The sequence below is a fragment of the Thalassotalea sp. SU-HH00458 genome, assembly GCF_040362795.1.
GTDB classification, from domain to species: Bacteria; Pseudomonadota; Gammaproteobacteria; order Enterobacterales; family Alteromonadaceae; genus Thalassotalea_H; species Thalassotalea_H castellviae.
On the sequence record NZ_BAABWW010000002.1, the window covers coordinates 191,051 to 213,666 of the forward strand.

A 22,616-nucleotide genomic window follows, 5' to 3' on the forward strand; every position below is an offset into this window, starting at 1 on the left:
GTACTAAGGTTTAGTTATTATTTTTCAATAAATTGAAAAGCTCTGAACTCGAGTGACATTTTCGGACCAGTTTGCAAGTTTGTTTATCACTAAAAATTTGTGCAATGCTTTGTAGCGTGGATAAATGTTGTTGACAATTTTCTTCGGGTACGAATAAAGCAATAAAAATATCGACGGGTCTATTATCTATCGCATCAAAATCAATTGGAGACTCTGTTGTGGCAATCACGACAACGACTTTACCCCCATCAGTTAATCTACCGTGTGGGATCGCGATACCATTACCTATCCCAGTTGAACCCATTTTTTCACGTGCCATTAGACTTTCAAGCAGTGAATAAGTGTTAAAATCAGTATAAGACTCGGCAGCTTTTTCACATAATAATTCTAAAATACGCTTTTTGCTAGTAGCATGAACTGCACACAAGGTGCAGTTCTCGTTAATAAGTTCAGTTAATTTCATAATGCTCGTGTTGAAATAGACGATGGATTAATGTTGGTTGATTTTGCCTTTGTACTTTAAAACTTGTTTATCGAGTTTATTAACTAAAGCATCGATTGAAGCATACATATCGGCATTTTCGGCTTTTGCGTGTATTTCTGTTCCGTTAAGATGGGCTGTTGCTTCCGCAATTTGATTCAGCTTTTCTACCGTCAATACCACATGAACATTATTTATATGATCAAAATGTCGTTCCAACTTGGCAAATTTTGTATTGACACTTTCACGTAAAGCTTCAGTAATTTCAACATGATGACCAGCAAGATTAATTTGCATAAGCTTAGATCCTTATTTAGTTGTTAAAGTAGACTTTTTCGTTGGTTAGAAGGAGGAATTGACAATGATTCTCGATACTTGGCAATGGTTCTTCTGGCGACATTAATGCCTTGTTCTGCAAGTAATTCCGCCATTTTACTATCACTTAATGGTTTGGCTGGAATTTCTGCAGCGACCAACTTTTTAATTAAAGCTCGAATTGCGGTGGATGAACATTCTCCACCATTTTCTGTACTTACGTGGCTAGAGAAGAAATATTTTAATTCAAAGATTCCTCTAGGTGTATGCATATATTTTTGGGTCGTAACACGGGAAATAGTGGACTCATGCATATCTACCGCTTCAGCAATATCATTGAGTACCATAGGGCGCATTGCTTCTGGCCCGTGTTCAAAGAAGCCTTGTTGGCGTTGTACAATGCAGTTAGAGACTTTTAACAATGTATCATTTCGGCTTTCTAAGCTTTTAATAAACCATTTAGCTTCTTGTAGGTTTGAACGTATAAACTGACTGTCTGTTGATGATTTCATGTTTCGTGCCATGGAGGCATATTGCTGATTAACCGATAATCGTGGTGCTGTATCTGGATTTAATTCAACCATCCAACGACCATTTTTCTTTTCGACCGAAACATCAGGGATGACATATTGATCATCACCTTTAATGACACTATCACCTGGTCTTGGATCCAGCGATTGAATTAGCTTGATCACTTCGCGTAGTTGATCTTCTTTTAAACGCGTTTTCCGCATGATTTGGCGATAATCTCGGTTACCTAATAAGTCGATATATTCATTAATGATCAGCTTACTTTCTTTTAACCAAGGCGTTTCTTTATCAAATTGATTTAATTGAATGGTTAAACATTCTGAGATAGAGCGAGCCCCAACGCCAACAGGATCAAACATATTAATACGTTTAAGTACGGCTTCAACTTCATCAAGTTCAACTTCTTCATTGCCCATCGCTTCAAGAATTTCTTCAACACTGACTCTTAAATAGCCAGCATCATCGATGGCATCAATAATAGCCGTCGCGATGGCAAGGTCCGTTTCTGAAAATGGCGTTAACTCCATTTGCCAGCGTAAATGGTCTTGAATGGAGTCCGTTGTTTCGCCCTGATAAGTATAATCTTCTGAAGCAGGTGCACTGGCACCGGTATTTGAAACGCCAGCACTGTAGCTTTCTTCCCAGGTAGTGTCTATGTTGAGCTCTTCAGGGATCTCAGATTTATCCATAGCTTCCGTCGTACTAATTTCATCGATAGTAGGAGCTGAATCTTCACTGCCGTCGGATGTTTTAGTGTTTTGTTCTGTTACACCAGCAGAAAATGCTTCTTCTAAGTTATCCGATTGCGCATCATTGTCACTTGGGGTTGATTCATCTACTTCTAATAATGGATTACTTTCAAGAGCTTCTTGGATCTCTTGCTGAAGATCCAACGTCGACAATTGCAAAAGCTTAATCGCTTGTTGCAATTGTGGAGTCATGGTGAGTTGTTGTCCTATTCGGAGCTGCAGACTAGGGCGCATTTATCGTATTATTTTCCTATTTTCTAGCTTCATATTGATTTTTACTTTTTATCAAAGCTTTGTGTAACTATAGCGTGAATTGCTCACCAAGGTATACATCTCTTACCTGTTGATTCGCAAGAATTTGATCTGCATTGCCTTCCGCGATTAATTCACCGTGACTAACAATATATGCATGCTCACAAACGTCTAATGTTTCACGAACATTGTGATCTGTGATTAAAATTCCAATGCCACGTTGTTTTAAGTGTAGGATAATTTTTTTTATATCACCTACTGAAATTGGATCAACACCAGCAAAAGGCTCATCAAGTAAGATAAATTTGGGCTCTGCCGCTAGTGCTCTCGCAATTTCAACTCGGCGTCGTTCGCCACCGGATAAGCTCATGCCTAAATTATCTTTGATATGACCTATATTAAATTCTTCAACGAGATGCTCAAGCTTTTCTTCTCTACTGATATCATCTAAATCTTTGCGGGTTTGCAAAATCGCCATAATATTTTGATATACCGTTAGCTTACGAAAAATGGAAGCTTCCTGTGGAAGGTATCCGATACCTTTTCGGGCTCTTTCATGCATAGGGAGTAAAGTAATATCTTCATCATTTAAGATGATTGAACCGCTATCACTATTGACTAAACCAACTATCATATAAAACGAAGTTGTTTTACCGGCACCATTTGGACCGAGCAATCCGACAACTTGGCCTTCTTGCACTTTCATACCAACGTTTTTTACGACTTTTCGGCCTTTGTAGGCTTTTGCCAAATTATTGGCAATTAAGGTGGCAGTGGTCATTTATTTTTATTATCCAACGATTTTTTATCTAACTTTTTTTTCTCAAGGTTTTTCGGTTGTAATACCGTTTGTACTCTAGCATTGTCGTCACTGCTTGCCTGTACTTGTTCGGTCAAAAAATTATAACTGATAGTGGTGCCACTGACTTTGCTGCCTTCTTGACGAAGTTCAGCATTTCCTGAAATCATCACCGTATTTTTTTCAGGTTGATATTTAATTTCATTTGCTTGTAGATAAATAGGCGTTCCGTCTTCCAATATTTGTTCGAACGTTGCTGGTTGCCCTTTGGCAATATATGTTTTTTCGTTACTCGTGGCTTCTGTCACAACTTGCACTAGGTCTGCTTTTATTGTTAAAGAGCCTTGGGTAATAATGACATTATCAATGTAACTAAATATTTTATTTTTGAGATCAGCTGCTTGTCTAGAAGCATCAATTTTGATTTCTTCATTCAAATCAACTTTTGCTGCTATAACACTATATGAAAGACTTAAGGTTACCCCTAAAGCCAAACAACTAGTTTTTAATAGGTTGAAATATGGTTTTTTCATGTTTTGTCAGCGTTACTTGTTTAGTGTTTAAGTCTACAATCAGTCCTGTACCGTACATGGTAAAATCAATTCCTTTTATTTCTATCTTTTTTTCTGAACTAATAATATTAGTGTTTAAATCTAATTCTAAATACTTTCCATGGATCTCTTGAATTAAACTTTTACTGTCGGTTGCAATTAACGCCACTTTACTTTCAAGTTTTACTCTATTGCTATTGTAGAGTGTGCCTTCATTTGCACTAATTTTCCATGGAGAATCGGTATTTTTTGGGTATAAGGTATATTTAGGAAACTCAAAGTGTGTGACTGATAATTCCGAATAATGTTCCATTCGATTCGCATCGATAATATAGGAGAGTTGGCCTATGCTGTTATACGTTTCGCTATTTAAGCTTTCAGCAATAAAATCAGGGGATATTTTGTTATCTATAGCATTGGTGATTTGGTTACTGTTTTGGTGCCATTCAATGACAATGTAACTGACCACTGAAAAAATAAAAAATAGTAACGAAGCTATATATATGCGTGTCATATACTTGCGCCACTGGCATATTGCAGGCTGTTTTGACTTTGCATAATGATATCGCATATTTCACGTACCGCGCCAAAACCTCCTTTAATCGTTGTTACATGATCAGCTAAACTTAAAATAGCCGGATGAGCGTCATTCACCGCTATGGATAAACCGACATATTCCATGCATGGATAATCAGGCATGTCATCACCTATATATGCTACTTGTTCCGCGGTTAATTGATATTTCTCAATTAAGGCTTTTAATGCCGGAAGTTTGTTTTCTTCTCCTTGGATAATGTGTTTTACATTCAGAGCTGTCATTCTTGTTTGTACGATATTTGATTGTCTTCCGGTGATCACGGCAACGTCAACACCACTGGCGCCTATAGCTTTGATGCCATAACCGTCTTTTGTATGAAAGGCTTTTAATTCTTCGCCATCGTTACCTAGATAAATTCGACCATCAGAAAATACACCATCTATATCACATACAAAAAGCTTTATATTCTTCGCTTTGTGGTAAATAGTATTGGCTATTTCACCGTATAAAGTTTTCATTGTGTCGTTAGATGACAAGTTAGGCTTTGTCATTAAAGAACTCCTGATTTAAGCAAGTCGTGCATATTCATGGCACCAACGGGATGATTGTTATTATCAACGATTATTAAGCCATTAATCTTATTGTCTTCCATAATTTTCAAGGCTTGTGCAGCTAACATTTCACCTTCGGCTACCCGAGGATTTTTTGTCATGACACTGGCTATGTCGTCCTGATGAATATCAATTTTTTCATCGAGGATGCGACGTAAATCACCGTCTGTAAAAAGCCCAATTAATTCACCACTGTCTTTAATAACGGCGGTCATGCCGAGACCTTTTAAAGACATTTCAACTAATGCCTCTTTGATCTTCGCCTTTTCATTCACTAATGGGATGCGTTCGCCACTGTGCATAATATCCTGCAGGCGTAACAATAACCGTTTACCTAAACTTCCCCCTGGATGAGAAAGTGCAAAGTCATTCGCAGTAAAGTCTTTTGCATTTAGCAGCGCTACTGCTAAGGCATCCCCCATAACTAATGTTGCTGTTGTACTTGAAGTAGGGGCTAAACCTAATGGGCAAGCTTCTTGTGAAACCTTGATACAAACATGGGTATCACTTAATTTTGCTAAGGTAGAGTCAGGGTTGCTGGTCATGGCAATAAGTTTAGCACCAATACGTTTAATAACCGGAATAATTGCCAATACTTCACCGGTTTCACCTGAATTAGATATTGTCAGTACAACATCTTGAGCAGTGATCATCCCTAAATCACCATGACTTGCTTCGCCAGGGTGAACAAAAAATGCAGGCGTGCCTGTACTAGCAAATGTTGCGGCAATTTTTCCACCAATATGACCTGATTTTCCCATGCCAATCACGATTACGCGCCCTTGACAGTTAAACATTAATTGGCAAGCCAGCTCAAAACCGTCGTCAATATATTGCTCAAGTTCAGCAATGGCTTGCTTTTCAATATCAATGACTTGCTTGGCGAGTTGTTTAAAATTCTTCATAAGTTGGATTAATTTTTCAGTTGGCTAAAGAGTAACATTTGATAAGCAATAAAGGTAAACAATAGTAAAACCCCTTTAAAACGGGTAATTCTAAAGTTGCCTGAATGTCTGCTGAAACAAAGAATAAAGAGTAATAATGTGACACCTAACATAAACGGCGCATCTCGTACCGATGCATCTTGATCGATATCACCCGGTGCAATTAAACCGGCTAATGATAATACCGCGAGAATATTAAAAATGTTTGAGCCAATAATATTGCCTAATGCTAAGTCATCCTCTTTTTTGATAATACTCATAATGCTTGCGGCAAGTTCTGGCAAGCTTGTACCGATAGCAATCACCGTTAAGCCAATTACTAAATCACTGATACCAAAAGCTTTAGCAATAAACACCGATGAATCAACTAGATAACTAGCACTTAACGGTAATAGAATAAGGCCAACGGTTAACCAAAATAGCGCTAAAGGTGTTTTAATTGCTTCAGGAACTTCTGATTCCGCTTCAAGGATCATGGCATCATTGACTTTATTGTCTTTCGCTCTTTTTAGGGTAATAAAAAGTAATGAAAAAATGTAAACAAAGAAGCCAATAATTAAGATTAATCCTTCATTAAAAGTAAATTGATTATCCGAAAGCATCCAATAAGCAAGCGCCGTAATAGCTAAAATCAGTGGAATTTCACGTTTGATCGTTGAAGAAGAAACTGATAATGGGTGAAGTAACGCTGTTATCCCCAACACTAAGGCAATATTGGTAATATTAGAGCCGATAGCGTTACCGATAGCTGTGTTGGGGTTGCCATGAAATGAAGCGGTACCTGCAATCATCATTTCAGGGGCTGAAGACCCCATCGCGACGATAGTTAAGCCGATTATCATTGGCGAAATACCAAAGTTTCTAGCAAGTGACGAAGCACCAAACACAAACTTATCAGCACTCCAAACGAGAGTGACCAGCGAAATAAGTAAAATTAAAATTTGAACAAACATTAAGGACTCCATTAAACCAAGGGTAATTGTCGCTGGTTGGTAGAGAAAAAAAAAGGATTTTTGAGTAATGAGGTTAAAAAAAACGTCGATGCGATGAAATTTGCTATTTTTTCAGCAAAACCTCCTGCATTGAAACGAGATAATTGGCTTTTTGTACGAATAGATTTTTGCCAAGGCCGCGTTATCGGGAATAAAGTTTAAAATTCAATCGGTAAATCTTACACTTTCTTACGTTTTGATACGTTTACTTACTAATTATAAACGTAATAAGTTGTTATTTTCGGGTGAAGTATCTCGTTGGATCAGGTAGAATTCTCGCTTAATAATTTATAAGGATAATCGCACTAAAAAACGCACTATGTCAGATATTTTAGTAGATATTAAAAATATGACTTTTAAAAGGGACGAACGTATCATTTATGATGATATTAGTTTGCAAATCCCGAAAGGAAAAGTCACCGCAATTATGGGACCAAGTGGGATAGGGAAAACTACTTTGTTGCGTCTTATTGGTGGGCAATTAAAACCTGAATCGGGCCATATTTACTTTGATAACTTAGATATTCCTTCACTCTCAAGAACAGAACTTTATTCCGCTCGTAAACGAATGAGTATGCTTTTTCAAAGTGGTGCGTTATTTACGGACATGTCCGTTTATGAAAACGTTGCTTTTCCTATCAGAGAACATTCACAATTATCGGAAGCGATCATTGAAAAAATGGTGTTGATGAAACTAGAAGCCGTAGGTTTACGGGGTGCACGGTTTTTGAAGCCAAGTGAACTTTCTGGTGGTATGGCTAGGCGTGCAGCCTTAGCACGAGCGATTGCCTTAGATCCCGAACTTATTTTATATGATGAACCGTTTGCCGGCCAGGACCCTATATCAATGGGGGTGATTGTTCGGTTGATTCGTGCATTAAACGATGCATTAGGCTTGACTTCAGTTGTCGTTTCACATGATGTGCCTGAAGTAATGAGTATCGCCGACTATATCTATATTATCGCCGAGCAAAAAATTATTGGTCATGGTACGCCAGAGCAAATTGCACAGCAAACTTCTCCTTTAGTGCAACAGTTCGTCAAAGGTGAGGCCGATGGTCCAGTACCTTTTCATTATCAAGCGCAACCTTATCAAGAAGAGCTATTGGGTAAGGATACGTCATCATGAATATACTGATTTTATTAGGGCGTAAAGTTCTTGGACGTATCTCGGCATTAGGACGTGCCATATTAATGCTAGGCTCTGCCTTGTTACATGTGCCAAATGTAAAAAAAGGCTTTCCATTATTGATGAAACAGCTGTATTCAGTGGGGGTTTTATCATTAGTTATCGTGTTAGTTTCTGGGTTGTTTATTGGTATGGTTTTAGCCCTGCAAGGCTATACAATTTTGGTGGGTTATGGTGCAGAAGCCAGTTTAGGCCCTATGGTTGCTCTTTCATTATTGCGAGAGTTAGGTCCCGTGGTCGCGGCATTATTATTCGCCGGGCGAGCTGGCTCAGCGTTGACCGCCGAAATAGGCTTAATGAAAGCAACAGAACAATTATCTAGTTTAGAAATGATGGCAATAGATCCACTTCGCCGGGTAATTGCTCCTAGGTTTTGGGCGGGTTTTATTTCTTTACCTTTACTTGCTGCCATTTTTTCGGCGGTTGGTATTTTAGGGGCACATTTGGTTGGGGTTGATTGGTTAGGCGTTGATGGCGGTACTTTTTGGTCAGTAATGCAAGCTCAAGTTTCCTTAGAAAAAGATATTTTAAATGGCGTGATAAAAAGCATTGTTTTTGCCTTTGTTGTTACATGGATTGCCGTTTATAAAGGTTATGATTGTGAACCTACCTCAGAAGGTATTAGCCGTGCAACCACGGCAACTGTGGTACAATCATCCTTATTAGTATTAGGTTTAGATTTTATTTTAACGGCGTTAATGTTTGCAAATTAATTGCAATATTAACCTGAGTGTTTATTTTTTAGAGTGTGGTGTCTGACATGGTGTCGAAAAAAGTTGAGTTATTCGTAGGGTTATTTGCTGCATTGGGTATAGCAGCTCTACTCATGTTATCGTTAAAGGTTGCCGATAGTGGTATATCAGGCAATGGCAAGACTTATCAACTCTATGCTAAGTTTGACAATATTGGTGGTTTAAAGGTTCGCTCTCCTATTAAAGTAGGTGGCGTAGTTGTTGGCCGCGTCAGTAAAATTAGTTTAGACGCTGAAGATTATACTCCGATAGTGACATTAGATATTTATGCGGAATATGATAACTTTTCGGAAGCAACGTCAGTGTCAATTTTAACGTCTGGTTTATTAGGTGAACAATATATTGGTTTGTTGCCTGGATTTATTGATGAATCAGTCGAAACCTTAGTTGCGGGTGATTATATTGAAGATACTAAACCTGCTTTAGTGTTAGAAGAATTAATCGGACAATTTTTATTTAGCCAAGGGAGTGGCGATTAATGTTGGTGTTAAGAAAGTCAAATACGATGAAAAAAATAGTCACTTTTGGGTTAGGGATTAGTGTTACCTTATTTGGTGTAGCAAGTGAGTTTGAACAGCCGTTGTCGAAAATTTCTCCTGAAATGGTGAATTTTGTTGCGTTAGCACCAGCAGGCGGTACTTCTATTAACGTTGATAAAAAAGACCCGTATAAAATGATCAAAACGGTGGCTGATATCACGTTTAAACGGTTTGCAAACGAACAAACTGCAATCCAAAAAAATCCAAACATTTTAAAGGATATTGTTCGTGAAGAATTGATCCCTTACATTAATTACCAATATGCCGCGTTTAAGGTTATTGGCAGTAATTTCAAAAAAACGAATAAAGCTGAACGCGCTGAATTTGTTCCTGTGTTTAGAGATTACTTGATCACTTCTTATGCACAAGTATTTACCTTATATAAAAACCAACAAGTTATTTTTGCTCCAGCAAAAGACTTTAGCAATGATAAGGTAGTCGCTGTTAATACCAGTGTGATTGAGCCTGGACGGTCTCCCATTGATATTTCATTTCGAGTTCGTAAAAGTAGCAAAACACAAGAATGGAAAGCTTATGATATGGTCGCTGAAGGGGTGAGTTTACTCGATAGTAAACAAGCTGAATTAAGCAGTTTAATTCGTCAAAAAGGCTTACCACATGTGACTGAGATGCTAAAAGAAAAAGCGCAAAAAACGATTGTCTTTAAATAAGGATGTTTCATTGATGATCGAAATCAAACAACAAGATAACCAGTTACTCATTTGCGGTGCACTAACGCGTAAAACAATTAATCCCGCCTTTGAGAAAAAAGCAAGTCAGCTGTTTACTCAGTCAGTGGATGTATTAGATTTGGCTTCCGTGTCTCATGTCGATACTGCTGGTTTAGCTTGGTTATTACAGGTATTAGCTCAGGCAAAAAAACATCACACAAACCTGCATTTTACTAACTTACCTCAAGAATTGCTTAAGATTGCAAAATTAACGGCGGTAGATACTTTTTTACCGATAAAATAATCTAACTCTCGTCACAGACAATCGTTTTACTCAAAGGTAATTGAGGTTATAATCCCTGTAATTTATTTTCTGGGAGAACTAAGTGGAAGTTTCTGAAATTGAAAAGCTAATCAACGACGCATTAACGTTGGATGAGCTTCATGTTAAATTTGATGGTTCGCAGTGTACTATAATCGCCGTTGCTGATTTTTTAGGTGAGCTTAGTCGTGTTAAAAAGCAACAAACAGTTTATGCTCCGCTTGCACAAGTGATTAATGAAGGCATTATACATGCTGTAACCATCAAAACATTTACGACTTCTGATTGGAAGCGTGAAAAAATGTTTAACTTACCCCTTTAAATCCCGTTAACAAAAAAGAAGAGCCCTTTGGACGCATTTAAAATTATTGGCGGTAAGCCAATGCAAGGTGAAGTCACCATTTCTGGCGCGAAAAATGCTGCCTTACCCATCCTGATGGCAACATTGCTTTCAGAGACACCGATACACATCACCAATGTACCTCGCCTTAATGATATTGAAACAAGCATAAAATTATTGTCTCAATTAGGTGCAACCGTAACTTGGACTGATGAAAATAGTCTATTGATTGATGCGAGTAAGGTAGATCAGCATAAAGCGTCTTATGAATTAGTCAAAACGATGCGCGCCTCTATATTGGTATTAGGGCCATTGTTAGCAAGGTTTGGTCATGCCGAAGTGTCCTTGCCTGGAGGCTGTGCAATTGGTGCTAGGCCCGTGAACTTACATATTCATGGCTTAAAATTAATGGGGGCTGACATAGAGGTAGAGAACGGTTATATCGTTGCGCGTAATAATGGTCGCTTGCAAGGGGCGAATATTTTTATGGACACTGTCAGTGTGACCGGCACCGAAAACTTAATGATGGCAGCCGCTTTAGCTGAAGGCGTTACGGTTATTGAAAATGCTGCGCGTGAGCCTGAAATTGTTGATTTAGCCAATTGTTTAAACGCTATGGGAGCCAAAGTCTCAGGAGCGGGTACAGATACATTGAGTATAGAAGGTGTGCCCCAATTAAAAGGCAGTGAATATAGTGTAATGCCGGACCGAATTGAAACGGGTACTTTTCTGGTGGCTGCGGCAGTAACTCAAGGTAAAGTAAAATGTTTAAATACAGATCCAACGGCCTTAGATGCGGTATTAAGTAAGTTACAAGAAGCCGGTGCAGAAATTACTACCGGTGAAAATTGGATAGAGTTAGCAATGAATACCAAGCCAAAAGCCGTGAATATTAGAACGGCTCCTCATCCTGCTTTCCCTACCGATATGCAAGCGCAGTTTGTGACTTTAAATGTCATTGCCGAAGGCACAGCTACCACGACAGAAACTATTTTTGAAAACCGTTTTATGCATGTGCCTGAATTACAGCGCATGGGTGCTGATATCACTTTAGAAGGGAACACTGCAATTACCACTGGCGTTAATAGTTTAAATGGAGCTCAAGTTATGGCGACAGATTTAAGAGCTTCGGCGAGTTTAGTGATTGCTGGACTGGTTGCTACAACCGAAACACAAGTTGATCGTATCTATCATATTGATCGGGGTTATCAACATATTGAAGATAAGTTACAAGCTTTAGGGGCAAATATCACCCGCATTAAAGCGAATTAAGTTTTCAAAAAAACTTATATTTAGGTACAAAAGTGTTTTAGTTTAAGTGTAAAAAATAAGCTAGGCATTTGTGATGAAATAGCTAAGCGCTACTATTTTTCGATAGTAGCGCTTTTTATTTTTATCCTGCTGTAAATTTCCCTATTTCTGTTGCTATTTTTCGCTTTCAGCTCAACAGGCATTTTTTATATTTTAATTTGGTCGTTTTTCAAGAATTGTCACTTTAATATCAACCGATTTTTTATCACGGTAAATTTTAAAATTCAGTTCTGTACCAGGGTTCGTTTCAGCAACAATATCAAGAGCTTGTGTCGTGCTTTCAATTGGAGTATCTGAAATTTGATAAACGATATCGCCAACCTTTAAGCCGGCATTATATGCTGGACTATTCGGTTCTACCGCTGTAATCGTAAAGCCTTTGGCATTTTGGTTATAATTTCTTGAAACGACCCCTAACCAGCCTCGTATCACGCGACCATGCTCGATAATTTTTTGCATCACCTTAAAAGCCAACTCATATGGCACCGCAAATGAAATCCCTTGAATGTCTTGATTAGGATTAAGCTCACTGAATTTCAATGAATTTATACCAACTAATACGCCATTCGAATTCACTAAGGCACCGCCTGAATTACCTTGGTTTATTGCTGCATCTATTTGTAAAAACTGTAAATAACTCGTATTACTCAGTCCGCTTCTCCCAGTGGCACTAATAATACCTTGAGTAATGGTTTGTCCTAAATTCAGTGGATTGCCAATAGCTAAAACCACATCACCGGCTAACGACTGCTGGTTAATATTTTGTGGGATCACGGGGAGATTACTAGCATCTACTTTTAAAACGGCTAAGTCGGTATAAAGGTCGTACCCTATCACTTCAGCGTGAAACACTTGACCATTTTGTAATAAAACATTTATCAAACTAGCATTTTGAACAACATGGTAATTCGTTAATAAATAACCATTACTGTCCATAATAACCCCTGAGCCTAACCGGGTTGTTTTACGTTGTGAATGTGCGTAATTTGGGTTTGTCTGAATTTCTTCAGAATAAATATTTACTACGGCAGGGCTTGAGGCTTGCACTGCTTTCGCAAAAGAAATAGCCGGTTGATTTTCATCACTTGACTGAAAGATATTCCACCAGTCATTGTTGCCTTGACGTAATTCAGGAATGAGTAAAAGCATCACAACTGCGATAATTACTCCGTAACTTGCTGAGTTTAAGATATATTTTAGTGCGTTTAGTATTTTCAAAATTGTAAGGTTATCGACAAAATATACTGCAGATTAACATAGATTGTTGATAACCAAAAAGTAGAAGTGAGGTTTTTTAGCTTTTTCCTCGTACAAAAGAAAAGCGACTTATTCCCTAAGTCGCTTTTGTTGATGTACCCTTAGTTATAACTAAGAATAATTACATGAATATTACTTATCTGATGCGAATAAATAAGTTGGTATTTCCACGTATAATTTTAAGTAATGAAATACCTTTATTATCTTTTAAGTAATCACGTAGCTCAGCTATGTTGGTAACTCGGTGTCTGTTTACGCCACTGATAATATCACCAGCTCTTAACCCTATCATTGCTGCTGGGGTGTCTGCTTCAACGGCTTTTATTGCTACACCAAACCCTTTACTGTTATTTTCAAGTTCAGCCCCTTCAAGCATTCTATGAATACTGGCAGGTTCAACGTTGGCCGTTTCAGCTTTTTTCAAGACAACTGTATAGGTTTCTTCATCACCATCAGCTTTAATGACACTCAGTTTTACCTCGTTGCCTGCGCCAATCGCCCCTATTTTTCCGCGTAATTCACTAAATGACTTAATGCGTTTACCATTTACTTTGGTGATCACATCACCTGCTTCTATGCCAGCGATTTGTGCAGCAGAGTCTTCCACTACTTGCTCAACGAATGCACCTTGTGCACCTTCTAGCTCCATTGCTTTAGCAAATTCACCGGTAACACTTCGACCTGATACGCCCAATACACCACGGCGAACTTCGCCAAATTCAATAATTTGGTCAACTAAGCTTTTCACCATATTACTTGGAATGGCAAATCCGATTCCGACATTTCCACCGTTCGGGCCGATAATAGCGGTATTAATACCGATTAACTCACCACGTAAATTAATTAAAGCACCACCAGAGTTACCACTGTTGATTGCTGCATCCGTTTGAATGAAATCTTCAAAATTATCAGCATTTAAACCACTGCGACCTAATGCACTGACGATACCGGATGTGACGGTTTGCCCTAGGCCAAATGGACTACCGATTGCCACCGCGAAGTCACCGACTCTTAATTTATCTGAATCGGCAATAGTGACTGCAGTTAAGTTTTTTGAATCAACTTGAAGTAGGGCAATATCACTACTTTCATCGGCGCCTATTTTTGTTGCTTCAATTTGGCGGCCATCTTTCAGCGTTATTTGTATCTCATCTGCTTCGTTGATGACATGGTTATTTGTGACGATATAACCTTTGTCAGCATCAATGATGACGCCAGAACCAAGTCCTTGAAAAGGTCTTTCTCGTGTAGGGTTTTGTTGGCGAGGATTGCCGAAGAAAAACTTAAAAGCATCGGGGATATTCCTTTGTTGTACTTCATGTGTACCTCGAACAGAAATAAGCACAACCGCCGGCGTTACTTCTTCTAGCATAGGCGCCAAACTTGGCACTTTTTGGCCACTCACAGAAAAAGGGAGATTAGCTTGAGCAGGTAAACTCGTTAAAGCTAAACTACTGGTAAGTAAAACGCTGCTGATTAAAACTGACATTTTATTCATATGTAAGGACACTCCAAAAAGACATTAATACAAAAAAATATAAATACTCAATTAAAGACGTTAACCTGTGAACTAAGTTCCTAATTTTCAATATTGCTATTTGTAACAGATTGTTTCTTATCAGCAAAAAGCCCGCTTGCTTCACCTGAATAATCGAGTGGCGCTTCCGTGACTTCATTATCGCTTTTACGTTCTTCTTTATTGTGTCGAAGCGCAACAGTTTGAGCTAATTGTTCTTGGGTTTCTTTCGAGAAAAAAGGCATTGCGTCGCTTTCTTTAGGCGTCGCTTTTTGCAATAACTGCGTACTTTTCTCCATTTGCTTCATCGCTTTTTGGCAGGTGTTATTCATTTGCTCTAACAATTCTTTTGAATGATCTAAATGTTCAGCAACATCCACTTTATATTGCGCCAAAGAGGCTTCACTTTGATTTACTTTTTCTGCAAGCTTTTGATTTTCTTGATTAGAAGCAGATAAAAATCTACTTGCAAAAAAGCCTACAGTTGAGCCAACGACAAAAATGATGATTCCAATAACGATATCCATAAGCTTTTTACCTTTTATTTTGTTGCGGAAAATTGTATTCACATTAAAAATTGGTGAAAATAGAGATTAACACACTGCTTTTGTTTTTGCTCGCAGCTAAACGTTTTATCCTATTAGCAAATATGTATGCAAATATGTTTTTTTCAAGCAAAAACAAGCTTAAATAATAGATTATATTCACAGATGATTACGCTTTCCCCACTCGAAAAATATAGAGAAGACCTAAACCGCGATGATTTTCAATATGATGCCGCTCAAGAGAATGCGGTTAAAAATTTACAACGTTTATATGAATGTTTACAAAGTAAGCCACTACCGGTAACGGGTTTTAAAAAAGTTTTCAATCGTTGGAAACGCGTTGTCGCGAAAGCTGAAATTAAGCCTGTTCAAGGCATTTATTTTTGGGGAGGTGTTGGTCGAGGCAAAACTTATTTAGTTGATACTTTTTATGACTGTTTGCCGTTTAAAAATAAAATGCGAGTACATTTTCATCGCTTTATGCACAGGGTTCACCAAGAATTAGAAGGCTTAACTGGGCAATCAGATCCGTTAAAAATTATTGCTAAACGTTTCGCACAAGAAACGTGTATTATTTGTTTCGATGAGTTTTTTGTATCAGACATCACAGATGCCATGATCTTAGGAACCTTGTTTGAAGAATTGTTTGCCCACAATGTAACCTTAGTGGCAACGTCGAATATTATACCTGATGAGCTTTATCGTAATGGCTTGCAACGAGAAAGATTTTTACCCGCCATTAAATTAATTAACCAACATTGTGATGTTATTAATGTTGATAGTGGCGTCGATTATCGATTGAGAACGTTAGAGCAAGCTGAAATTTATCATGCGCCGCTGGATGAAAAAGCCGATGAAAATTTACATCGTTATTTCGATCAACTTTCAATTGAAGTTGGTGTAAACAATAAAGCTATTGAAATAAACAACCGCGAATTAGCCACGATCAAAGCTTCTGATGGTATTGTTTATTTTGAGTTTTCTGAATTGTGCGAGTCAGCTCGAAGCCAAAATGATTATATGGAAATTAGCCGTTTATTCCATACAGTATTAGTTGCTAATGTCACTCAAATGAATGTAGACAGTGATGACGCCGCTAGGAGGTTTATTGCTATGGTTGATGAGTTTTATGAGCGTAAAGTTAAGTTAATTATTTCAGCCGAAGTCGTGATGGAAGAATTATATACGACAGGCGGTTTAGTCTTTGAATTCAAACGTTGTTTAAGTCGTTTACAGGAAATGCAATCTCATGATTATCTTGCTTCGGAGCATTTGCCTTAAACTGTAATTCAGTGATTAATTAAAATTTTGTTAAAAATAACACCGAAACAACGCGGTGTTTTTTTATGCCAATTTTTTACGGGTTACTATATCTTGTGTTTTTGTTTGATTTAGATCGCAATATATAGTGCTTTGGCTTTGCCCCTTTCTTTTTTTCAGTATGATGTTGAAAAAAATGATAACAATAAAAGGGGAGATATATGCCGCTAACTAAAGAAAAACCTACTCACCATATGCTCAATATACAAGCCGCGTCGATTGATATTTGGGATAAAAAGTATCGACTTAAAGATAAACATGGTAACCCTCAAGAAAACACCATTGAAGAAACATTTGCTCGTGTAGCGAAGGCGCTTGCCGATATTGAGACAACGAATCATCAATACTGGTATGAAAAATTTCTTTGGGCATTAAACTCTGGCGCTTATCCTGCTGGTCGGATAATTGCTAATGCCGGAGCCAGTGAATTTAAACCTGCTACCTCTACGATAAATTGTACCGTGTCTGGGACCATCGATGATTCAATGACCGGTATTTTAGGCAAAGTCCATGAATCTGGCCTTACTTTAAAAGCTGGTTGTGGTATTGGCTATGAGTTTTCAACTTTAAGACCAAATGGTGCCTATGTCGCTGGCGCAGGGGCTCGAACATCAGGGCCTATGTCGTTTATGGATATTTTCGATAAAATGTGTTTCACCGTCAGCTCGGCTGGAGGTAGACGTGGCGCGCAAATGGGGGTTTTTGACATCTCTCATCCCGATGTAAAAGACTTTATTTTGGCAAAGCGTGAGCATGGGCGTTTACGACAATTCAATTTATCATTATTGATCACTGACGACTTTATCCAGGCGGTAAAAAATGATGCTGACTGGCCGCTCGTTTTTCCTATTTCACAACAAGCACTCAATACGGAAAATATTGCCCTTTCAGATCAAAGTAAGATCCTCTTTCGTGAGAATTATTTTGAAGACGACTACCTGAAGAAACATGATTATATTCTCAATGAAAATGGTTTAATCGCTTGTAAAATATACGGCCATATTCCAGCACATCGTTTATGGGACATGATCATGAGTAATACGTTTGACTATGCCGAACCGGGATTTTTATTAATCGATCACGCCAATGAATACAATAATAATTGGTTTTGTGAAAAATTACGCGCCAGTAATCCTTGTGGTGAACAGATACTACCTCCCTATGGCGCATGTTTATTAGGATCAATCAATTTAGTTAAGTTTGTTGATAAACCTTTTACTGATGCTGCACAGTTTAATTGGCATACGTTTAAAAACGTCGTACAGGTTTTCACGCGAATGCTAGATAACGTTGTGGAAATTAATGGCCTTCCTTTAGCGCAACAACAACAAGAAATTTTAAATAAACGTCGCCATGGTATGGGGTATTTAGGATTAGGTTCGACGTTAACGCTATTAAAAATTCCTTATAATAGTCAGCAAGCCATTGCTTTTACTGAAGAGGTTTCTAAGGTTATGGCATTGACGGGGTGGCAAGAAGCGTTAAATTTAGCCGAAGAAAAAGGTCCCGCTCCTGTGTTATTACAAACATTTAGTGTTACCAAACAAATGCTGAGTAAACGGCCAGAAATGGTCAAAGATGGATTTAAAGAAGGTGATAAAGTTAAAGGCTCAGTATTACATGCAAAATATAGCCGATATATGCAACGAATCGCCGAAGAAGATCCAGAACTTGTTGAGGCGTTAGCTAAAACGGGGGCGAGGTTTACTCACCATTCATCTATCGCTCCAACAGGAACGTTAGCACTTAGTTTGGGCAATAATGTTTCAAATGGTATTGAGCCAAGTTTTGCCCATGAATATCAGCGTAATATCATCCGAGAAGGAAAAAAATCAAAAGAGTCTGTTCCTGTCTCAAGCTTTGAGCTTTTAGCATACCGACATTGCATGAATGAAAATGCTGAAGTTTATGGCCAAGAAGGTGAAAATAGATTGCCTGATTATTTTACAGCCAGTGAAAATATTACACCGAAAGAGCATGTTGATATTCAATCAGCCGCGCAATATTGGATCGACTCATCCATTTCTAAAACGATAAACGTACCTACCGATATCGATTATCAATCATTTAAAGATGTTTACCTTTATGCACACGAAAAAGGGTTAAAAGGTTGTACAACTTTTCGTTTTAACCCCGAAGTACATCAAGGTGTGTTAGTGAAAGAAACTGATTTAGCCAATGTGCAATACCAATTTACCTTAGCGGATGGCACTACTATCCATGCCAAAGGTAACGAAGAAATAATGTATGACGGCGAAGTGCATACGGCGGCGAATTTACATGATGCCTTAAAAGAAGGGTATTACGGTAAATTATAACGACTTAAAAAAGAGAAAAAACATGCAAGAAATTAATCTAGCTATTACAGCAGCTAAAGTTAACACGCCTGAGGCGCAAGCAAATAATAACGAAGTAGAAACGTCAATCAAATTAAATGAAACGGTTAAACGACCTGAAATGTTAATTGGCTCAACCTATAAAATTAAGCCGCCCATTTCCGAACACGCATTATATATTACGATTAATGATATTTTATTAAATCAACATACCGCGGCAGAAGTGCGACGACCTTTTGAAATATTCGTTAATTCAAAAAATATGGAGTTTTATTCTTGGGTCGTTGCATTAACCCGTGTCATCTCTGCGGTATTTAGAAAAGGCGGCGATTGCACGTTTTTAGTTGAAGAATTGAAAGCAGTATTTGATCCTAAAGGAGGTTACTACCAACGAGGCACAGGTATTTTTATGCCTTCGGTAGTAGCGGATATTGGTTATATCATTGAAACGCATTTAAAAACGTTAGATATGTTGCCAGCCAGTGAGATTGATACCCATCAACAGGCGTATATCCAACAAAAACAAGATGCGGCAGCTGATCAGGCGATTGAAGAACATGGTTTTCCTAGTTCGGCCAGTCAATGTCATAAATGCCATCAAAAAGCCGTTGTACTTTTAGATGGTTGCACAACATGCTTAAACTGTGGAGATTCTAAATGTGGTTAATGAAAAAGTCAGCGTTTTGCGTAATATTACTCAGCTATACAGGGAAATTCAGAAAAACTAAAAAGATTAAAAAATATACGTGATTTATTTTGTTAGCTTCTGTATAATGCGCGCTCCCTGACGTTACAAATGTCTAATATCCCCAAGATACTAGACGATGGACTCGATACTCGAAGGGGTAATGGCGTAGTCTTTTAACTGATAACCATTTTGGTTATTTTTTAGTAACATTTTAATATTGGGTTTTTTAAATGAAAACTTTTGTAGCAAAACCAGAAAGCGTGCAACGCGAATGGTTTCTAGTGGACGCTGAGAATAAAACTCTTGGTCGTATCGCTACCGAAATTGCAACCCGTTTACGCGGTAAGCATAAGCCAGAATATACACCTCACTGTGATACAGGCGATTACATCGTTGTTATCAATGCAGAGAAAGTTAAAGTTACTGGTAATAAAGCGAAAGGTAAAATTTACTACTCGCATACTGAATTCCCTGGTGGTCTTAAGCAAATTAGCTTTGAAAAGTTAATTGAAAAAGCGCCAGAGCGTGTGATTGAATTCGCAGTAAAAGGTATGTTACCTAAAGGTCCTTTAGGTCGTGAAATGTACCGCAAGCTAAAAGTGTATGCTGGTGCTGAGCACAAGCATACTGCACAACAACCACAACTTTTGGAGCTGTAAGCAATGGCTGATAATCAATATTACGGTACTGGTCGTCGCAAGAGCTCAACTGCTCGTGTGTTTATGAAAGCTGGTAACGGTGCAATTACAATTAACAAACGTGACATTTCTGAATATTTCAGTCGTCCAACGGCTCGTATGGTTGTTCGTCAACCATTAGAATTAGTTGAAATGTTAGAAAAGTTTGACTTTAACATCACAGTAGTTGGTGGTGGTATTTCTGGTCAAGCGGGTGCTATCCGTCACGGTATTACTCGTGCATTAATGGAGTTTGACGAATCATTACGTAGCGGTTTACGTGCTGCTGGTTTCGTTACTCGTGATGCTCGTAAAGTTGAACGTAAGAAAGTTGGTTTACATAAGGCTCGTAAAAAGCCACAATTTTCAAAACGTTAATCTTTATATATACGTTATTAAAAAAACCGACTTTTGTCGGTTTTTTTTTGCCTGAAATTCACTGATTTTTTATTAATACTAAGAAGGACTTAAAATAAATATTTGGGTTAAGCGCTTATACGGTTTGAGTTTTAAGATAACTAAGCTAAGGTTAGATTATGAAAATTAATCTCAGCAAACACTTAATCTCAGCAAACACTTAATCTCAAGGCAGATATTGCTATTGGGAGAACCTAAATGAAGCATCGTTTAAGTTTCGGATATTTCAAAATTCTTACGGATAATATACTTGAAGTTGTGGCTGATGAAGGGGTTGAAATGTCCTTAGAGATGATCGAAGAATGTCATCGATTTGTTGAAGCGTACTTTAAAGATGACTTTGGTATGTTAGTGAATCGCGTGAATAATTACACGTATTCTTTTGAAGCGAAATTAAGTATTGCATCTTATGAGTATTTAAAAGCGATAGCATTTGTTTATTACTCAGCTGATAGTCAGAAAATTTCGGAAGAATTGTACCAATTACGTGCGCTTGATGGATGGAATTTTCGGTCATTTTCTGGCTTAGAGCTTGGTTGGCAGCAAGCGTTTGATTGGTTACAACAAGAGCTTATCAGCGTCAAAGTGAATTAACATTTTTACATGAATTTTCTGCTTTAAAAAGAAAAGCTGCTACTTGTTAAATAGCAGCTTTTTATTTTAAAAATCAGATTATTATAGTTGAGCAAAACAACGGTCGGCAGCCGCTAACGTTTCTTCAAGTAACGCATCAGTATGCGCGGTTGATAAAAAGCTTGCTTCAAAAGCTGAAGGCGCAAGGTATACGCCTTCTTCGAGCATTAGGTGAAAAAAGCGTTTAAATTTTTCGCCATCACAGGCGGTTGCTTGAGCAAAACTGGTGATTTTTTCTTCTTCAGTGAAAAAGAACCCAAACATAGCGCCAACATAATTAATTGAAAGTGAAACGCCATTACGTTCAGCTGCGGCTTGAAAACCCATGGCTAGTTTTTCTGTTGCTTGGGCAAGTTGTTGGTGTTTATCTCCTTGGCAAAGCTCATTTAAAGAAGCTAAACCAGCCGCCATTGCTATTGGGTTACCAGATAAAGTGCCTGCTTGATAAACAGGACCAACAGGAGCAATGTAATCCATTATTTCTTGTTTACCACCAAAGGCTCCAACAGGCATACCGCCGCCAATTACTTTACCTAAGGTTGTTAAATCTGGTTTTATATTATAATGAGCTTGTGCTCCGCCTAAAGCGACCCGAAAACCCGTCATTACTTCATCAAAAATCAGTACGGATTTATACTGATCACATACTTCTCTTAAGCCTTCTAAAAACCCTTCAACCGGAGGGATACAGTTCATGTTTCCAGCCACTGGCTCGACGATAATACAAGCAATTTCATCGCCAAGCTCTGCGAAAACCTGCTTAACTTCTTCAATGTTGTTATAACTTACCGTTAAAGTGTGTTTAGCAAAATCTTCTGGGATCCCAGGTGAATTTGGTACGCCCATAGTTAACGCGCCAGAACCTGCTTTTACTAGTAAAGAATCTGCATGACCATGATAACAACCCTCAAATTTAAGGATTTTATCTCGACCTGTATAACCGCGAGCCAAACGAATAGCACTCATAGTCGCTTCAGTTCCTGAGCTCACCATGCGTAATTTTTCCATCGACGGTACGATTTCTCGCACTTTTTCAGCCATGGTAATTTCAAGCGCAGTTGGCGCACCAAAACTTAGGCCGTTTTGAGCGGTTTCAATCACAGCGGCTAAAATTGCTGGATGATTATGGCCTAATATCATCGGGCCCCATGAGCCAACATAATCTATGTATGCTTTATCATTTTCGTCATACACATAGGCGCCATTTGCACGTTTGATAAAACACGGCGTGCCACCTACGCCATTAAATGCACGAACAGGTGAGTTAACGCCACCTGGAATAATTTCTTGAGCATGGTTAAAAAGTTGTTGAGATTTATTCATTATTTTTGCCTTACTTA

26 protein-coding genes are annotated in these 22,616 nt (G+C 38.2%); 13 read left to right on the top strand and 13 right to left on the bottom strand.

The genetic code is table 11. The annotated features are described in order from the left end of the window. Positions 1-10: 10 nt before the first annotated feature. The 9 genes from ptsN to ABXH06_RS03850 form a co-directional block, all read right to left on the bottom strand. The gene (gene ptsN, locus ABXH06_RS03810; protein WP_311579088.1) at positions 11-463 is read right to left on the bottom strand and encodes a PTS IIA-like nitrogen regulatory protein PtsN; all 453 of its coding nucleotides are present in this window, start codon (positions 461-463) and stop codon (positions 11-13) included. A gap of 27 nt (positions 464-490) precedes the next feature. After that, positions 491-778 (bottom strand): ribosome hibernation promoting factor, encoded by a 288-nt coding sequence (gene hpf / locus ABXH06_RS03815; protein WP_311579092.1) that lies wholly within the window; start codon positions 776-778, stop codon positions 491-493. A gap of 23 nt (positions 779-801) precedes the next feature. Further along, positions 802-2,310, bottom strand: a complete 1,509-nt coding sequence (locus ABXH06_RS03820) for an RNA polymerase factor sigma-54 (RefSeq protein WP_311579096.1) — start codon at positions 2,308-2,310, stop codon at positions 802-804. Positions 2,311-2,377: 67 nt separating this feature from the next. After that, positions 2,378-3,109, bottom strand: a complete 732-nt coding sequence (gene lptB, locus ABXH06_RS03825) for an LPS export ABC transporter ATP-binding protein (RefSeq protein ID WP_353517359.1) — start codon at positions 3,107-3,109, stop codon at positions 2,378-2,380. Beyond that, positions 3,106-3,660, bottom strand: a complete 555-nt coding sequence (lptA, locus tag ABXH06_RS03830) for a lipopolysaccharide transport periplasmic protein LptA (RefSeq protein WP_311579102.1) — start codon at positions 3,658-3,660, stop codon at positions 3,106-3,108. Before lptA ends, lptB begins: the two co-directional genes overlap by 4 nt. Then, a complete protein-coding gene (gene lptC, locus ABXH06_RS03835; protein ID WP_353517360.1) occupies positions 3,626-4,192 on the bottom strand; it encodes an LPS export ABC transporter periplasmic protein LptC in 567 nt (188 codons plus the stop codon). The genes lptA and lptC overlap by 35 nt, the downstream gene beginning before the upstream one ends. Continuing rightward, on the bottom strand, positions 4,189-4,767 hold the full coding sequence (gene kdsC, locus ABXH06_RS03840) for a 3-deoxy-manno-octulosonate-8-phosphatase KdsC (protein WP_503012481.1): 579 nt from the start codon (positions 4,765-4,767) through the stop codon (positions 4,189-4,191). Before kdsC ends, lptC begins: the two co-directional genes overlap by 4 nt. After that, entirely contained in the window at positions 4,767-5,732 is a 966-nt protein-coding gene (locus ABXH06_RS03845; RefSeq protein ID WP_311579110.1) for a KpsF/GutQ family sugar-phosphate isomerase, read from the bottom strand. Before ABXH06_RS03845 ends, kdsC begins: the two co-directional genes overlap by 1 nt. 8 nt (positions 5,733-5,740) lie before the next feature. Beyond that, complete coding sequence (locus tag ABXH06_RS03850) at positions 5,741-6,724, bottom strand: calcium/sodium antiporter (RefSeq protein ID WP_311579112.1); 984 nt, start codon at positions 6,722-6,724, stop codon at positions 5,741-5,743. A 358-nt stretch (positions 6,725-7,082) separates the two neighbouring features. Between ABXH06_RS03850 and mlaF the strand changes: the two genes are divergently transcribed. The 7 genes from mlaF (at position 7,083) to murA (ending at position 11,848) form a co-directional block, all read left to right on the top strand. After that, on the top strand, positions 7,083-7,892 hold the full coding sequence (gene mlaF, locus ABXH06_RS03855; RefSeq protein ID WP_311579114.1) for a phospholipid ABC transporter ATP-binding protein MlaF: 810 nt from the start codon (positions 7,083-7,085) through the stop codon (positions 7,890-7,892). Next, positions 7,889-8,665 carry a lipid asymmetry maintenance ABC transporter permease subunit MlaE gene (gene mlaE, locus ABXH06_RS03860; RefSeq protein ID WP_432280222.1) on the top strand — a complete coding sequence of 259 codons (777 nt, stop codon included), beginning with the start codon at positions 7,889-7,891 and terminating at the stop codon, positions 8,663-8,665. The genes mlaF and mlaE overlap by 4 nt, the downstream gene beginning before the upstream one ends. A gap of 47 nt (positions 8,666-8,712) precedes the next feature. Further along, positions 8,713-9,183 (top strand): outer membrane lipid asymmetry maintenance protein MlaD, encoded by a 471-nt coding sequence (mlaD, locus tag ABXH06_RS03865; RefSeq protein ID WP_353517361.1) that lies wholly within the window; start codon positions 8,713-8,715, stop codon positions 9,181-9,183. A 26-nt stretch (positions 9,184-9,209) separates the two neighbouring features. Further along, positions 9,210-9,914 (top strand): MlaC/ttg2D family ABC transporter substrate-binding protein, encoded by a 705-nt coding sequence (locus ABXH06_RS03870; RefSeq protein ID WP_353517362.1) that lies wholly within the window; start codon positions 9,210-9,212, stop codon positions 9,912-9,914. A gap of 13 nt (positions 9,915-9,927) precedes the next feature. Then, positions 9,928-10,218, top strand: a complete 291-nt coding sequence (locus ABXH06_RS03875; protein ID WP_353517515.1) for an STAS domain-containing protein — start codon at positions 9,928-9,930, stop codon at positions 10,216-10,218. Positions 10,219-10,300: 82 nt separating this feature from the next. Beyond that, positions 10,301-10,558, top strand: a complete 258-nt coding sequence (locus tag ABXH06_RS03880; protein WP_311579125.1) for a BolA family protein — start codon at positions 10,301-10,303, stop codon at positions 10,556-10,558. A gap of 27 nt (positions 10,559-10,585) precedes the next feature. Beyond that, on the top strand, positions 10,586-11,848 hold the full coding sequence (murA, locus tag ABXH06_RS03885) for a UDP-N-acetylglucosamine 1-carboxyvinyltransferase (protein WP_353517363.1): 1,263 nt from the start codon (positions 10,586-10,588) through the stop codon (positions 11,846-11,848). A 192-nt stretch (positions 11,849-12,040) separates the two neighbouring features. On the opposite strand, the gene ABXH06_RS03890 is transcribed toward murA, so the two are convergent. The 3 genes from ABXH06_RS03890 to ABXH06_RS03900 form a co-directional block, all read right to left on the bottom strand. Further along, positions 12,041-13,036, bottom strand: a complete 996-nt coding sequence (locus ABXH06_RS03890) for a trypsin-like peptidase domain-containing protein (protein ID WP_353517516.1) — start codon at positions 13,034-13,036, stop codon at positions 12,041-12,043. A gap of 244 nt (positions 13,037-13,280) precedes the next feature. Beyond that, the gene (locus tag ABXH06_RS03895; protein ID WP_311579129.1) at positions 13,281-14,642 is read right to left on the bottom strand and encodes a Do family serine endopeptidase; all 1,362 of its coding nucleotides are present in this window, start codon (positions 14,640-14,642) and stop codon (positions 13,281-13,283) included. Between the two features lie 80 nt (positions 14,643-14,722). Beyond that, a complete protein-coding gene (locus ABXH06_RS03900; RefSeq protein ID WP_353517364.1) occupies positions 14,723-15,187 on the bottom strand; it encodes a Z-ring associated ZapG family protein in 465 nt (154 codons plus the stop codon). Positions 15,188-15,370: 183 nt separating this feature from the next. Between ABXH06_RS03900 and zapE the strand changes: the two genes are divergently transcribed. The 6 genes from zapE (at position 15,371) to ABXH06_RS03930 (ending at position 21,237) form a co-directional block, all read left to right on the top strand. Beyond that, entirely contained in the window at positions 15,371-16,486 is a 1,116-nt protein-coding gene (zapE, locus tag ABXH06_RS03905) for a cell division protein ZapE (protein ID WP_311580331.1), read from the top strand. 200 nt (positions 16,487-16,686) lie between these two features. Beyond that, positions 16,687-18,843, top strand: a complete 2,157-nt coding sequence (locus tag ABXH06_RS03910) for an adenosylcobalamin-dependent ribonucleoside-diphosphate reductase (RefSeq protein WP_353517365.1) — start codon at positions 16,687-16,689, stop codon at positions 18,841-18,843. A gap of 22 nt (positions 18,844-18,865) precedes the next feature. Beyond that, positions 18,866-19,528 (top strand): TSCPD domain-containing protein, encoded by a 663-nt coding sequence (locus tag ABXH06_RS03915; protein ID WP_353517366.1) that lies wholly within the window; start codon positions 18,866-18,868, stop codon positions 19,526-19,528. Positions 19,529-19,779: 251 nt separating this feature from the next. After that, on the top strand, positions 19,780-20,208 hold the full coding sequence (rplM, locus tag ABXH06_RS03920; RefSeq protein ID WP_311579139.1) for a 50S ribosomal protein L13: 429 nt from the start codon (positions 19,780-19,782) through the stop codon (positions 20,206-20,208). Between the two features lie 3 nt (positions 20,209-20,211). After that, complete coding sequence (gene rpsI, locus ABXH06_RS03925) at positions 20,212-20,604, top strand: 30S ribosomal protein S9 (RefSeq protein WP_303449351.1); 393 nt, start codon at positions 20,212-20,214, stop codon at positions 20,602-20,604. Between the two features lie 237 nt (positions 20,605-20,841). Further along, a complete protein-coding gene (locus ABXH06_RS03930; RefSeq protein WP_353517367.1) occupies positions 20,842-21,237 on the top strand; it encodes a hypothetical protein in 396 nt (131 codons plus the stop codon). 81 nt (positions 21,238-21,318) lie between these two features. Here ABXH06_RS03930 and hemL read toward each other — a convergent pair whose 3' ends face one another. Continuing rightward, complete coding sequence (gene hemL, locus ABXH06_RS03935; protein ID WP_353517368.1) at positions 21,319-22,599, bottom strand: glutamate-1-semialdehyde 2,1-aminomutase; 1,281 nt, start codon at positions 22,597-22,599, stop codon at positions 21,319-21,321. Between the last annotated feature and the right edge of the window lie 17 nt (positions 22,600-22,616).

Bases quoted from the DNA above. Each gene is read 5' to 3' on its own strand.
- ptsN (WP_311579088.1), bottom strand. From the start codon at position 463: ATGAAATTAACTGAACTTATTAACGAGAACTGCACCTTGTGTGCAGTT.
- hpf (WP_311579092.1), bottom strand. From the start codon at position 778: ATGCAAATTAATCTTGCTGGTCATCATGTTGAAATTACTGAAGCTTTA.
- ABXH06_RS03820 (WP_311579096.1), bottom strand. From the start codon at position 2,310: ATGCGCCCTAGTCTGCAGCTCCGAATAGGACAACAACTCACCATGACT.
- lptB (WP_353517359.1), bottom strand. From the start codon at position 3,109: ATGACCACTGCCACCTTAATTGCCAATAATTTGGCAAAAGCCTACAAA.
- lptA (WP_311579102.1), bottom strand. From the start codon at position 3,660: ATGAAAAAACCATATTTCAACCTATTAAAAACTAGTTGTTTGGCTTTA.
- lptC (WP_353517360.1), bottom strand. From the start codon at position 4,192: ATGACACGCATATATATAGCTTCGTTACTATTTTTTATTTTTTCAGTG.
- kdsC (WP_503012481.1), bottom strand. From the start codon at position 4,767: ATGACAAAGCCTAACTTGTCATCTAACGACACAATGAAAACTTTATAC.
- ABXH06_RS03845 (WP_311579110.1), bottom strand. From the start codon at position 5,732: ATGAAGAATTTTAAACAACTCGCCAAGCAAGTCATTGATATTGAAAAG.
- ABXH06_RS03850 (WP_311579112.1), bottom strand. From the start codon at position 6,724: ATGTTTGTTCAAATTTTAATTTTACTTATTTCGCTGGTCACTCTCGTT.
- mlaF (WP_311579114.1), top strand. From the start codon at position 7,083: ATGTCAGATATTTTAGTAGATATTAAAAATATGACTTTTAAAAGGGAC.
- mlaE (WP_432280222.1), top strand. From the start codon at position 7,889: ATGAATATACTGATTTTATTAGGGCGTAAAGTTCTTGGACGTATCTCG.
- mlaD (WP_353517361.1), top strand. From the start codon at position 8,713: ATGGTGTCGAAAAAAGTTGAGTTATTCGTAGGGTTATTTGCTGCATTG.
- ABXH06_RS03870 (WP_353517362.1), top strand. From the start codon at position 9,210: ATGAAAAAAATAGTCACTTTTGGGTTAGGGATTAGTGTTACCTTATTT.
- ABXH06_RS03875 (WP_353517515.1), top strand. From the start codon at position 9,928: ATGATCGAAATCAAACAACAAGATAACCAGTTACTCATTTGCGGTGCA.
- ABXH06_RS03890 (WP_353517516.1), bottom strand. From the start codon at position 13,036: ATGCTTTTACTCATTCCTGAATTACGTCAAGGCAACAATGACTGGTGG.
- ABXH06_RS03895 (WP_311579129.1), bottom strand. From the start codon at position 14,642: ATGAATAAAATGTCAGTTTTAATCAGCAGCGTTTTACTTACCAGTAGT.
- ABXH06_RS03900 (WP_353517364.1), bottom strand. From the start codon at position 15,187: ATGGATATCGTTATTGGAATCATCATTTTTGTCGTTGGCTCAACTGTA.
- zapE (WP_311580331.1), top strand. From the start codon at position 15,371: ATGATTACGCTTTCCCCACTCGAAAAATATAGAGAAGACCTAAACCGC.
- ABXH06_RS03910 (WP_353517365.1), top strand. From the start codon at position 16,687: ATGCCGCTAACTAAAGAAAAACCTACTCACCATATGCTCAATATACAA.
- ABXH06_RS03915 (WP_353517366.1), top strand. From the start codon at position 18,866: ATGCAAGAAATTAATCTAGCTATTACAGCAGCTAAAGTTAACACGCCT.
- rplM (WP_311579139.1), top strand. From the start codon at position 19,780: ATGAAAACTTTTGTAGCAAAACCAGAAAGCGTGCAACGCGAATGGTTT.
- rpsI (WP_303449351.1), top strand. From the start codon at position 20,212: ATGGCTGATAATCAATATTACGGTACTGGTCGTCGCAAGAGCTCAACT.
- ABXH06_RS03930 (WP_353517367.1), top strand. From the start codon at position 20,842: ATGAAGCATCGTTTAAGTTTCGGATATTTCAAAATTCTTACGGATAAT.
- hemL (WP_353517368.1), bottom strand. From the start codon at position 22,599: ATGAATAAATCTCAACAACTTTTTAACCATGCTCAAGAAATTATTCCA.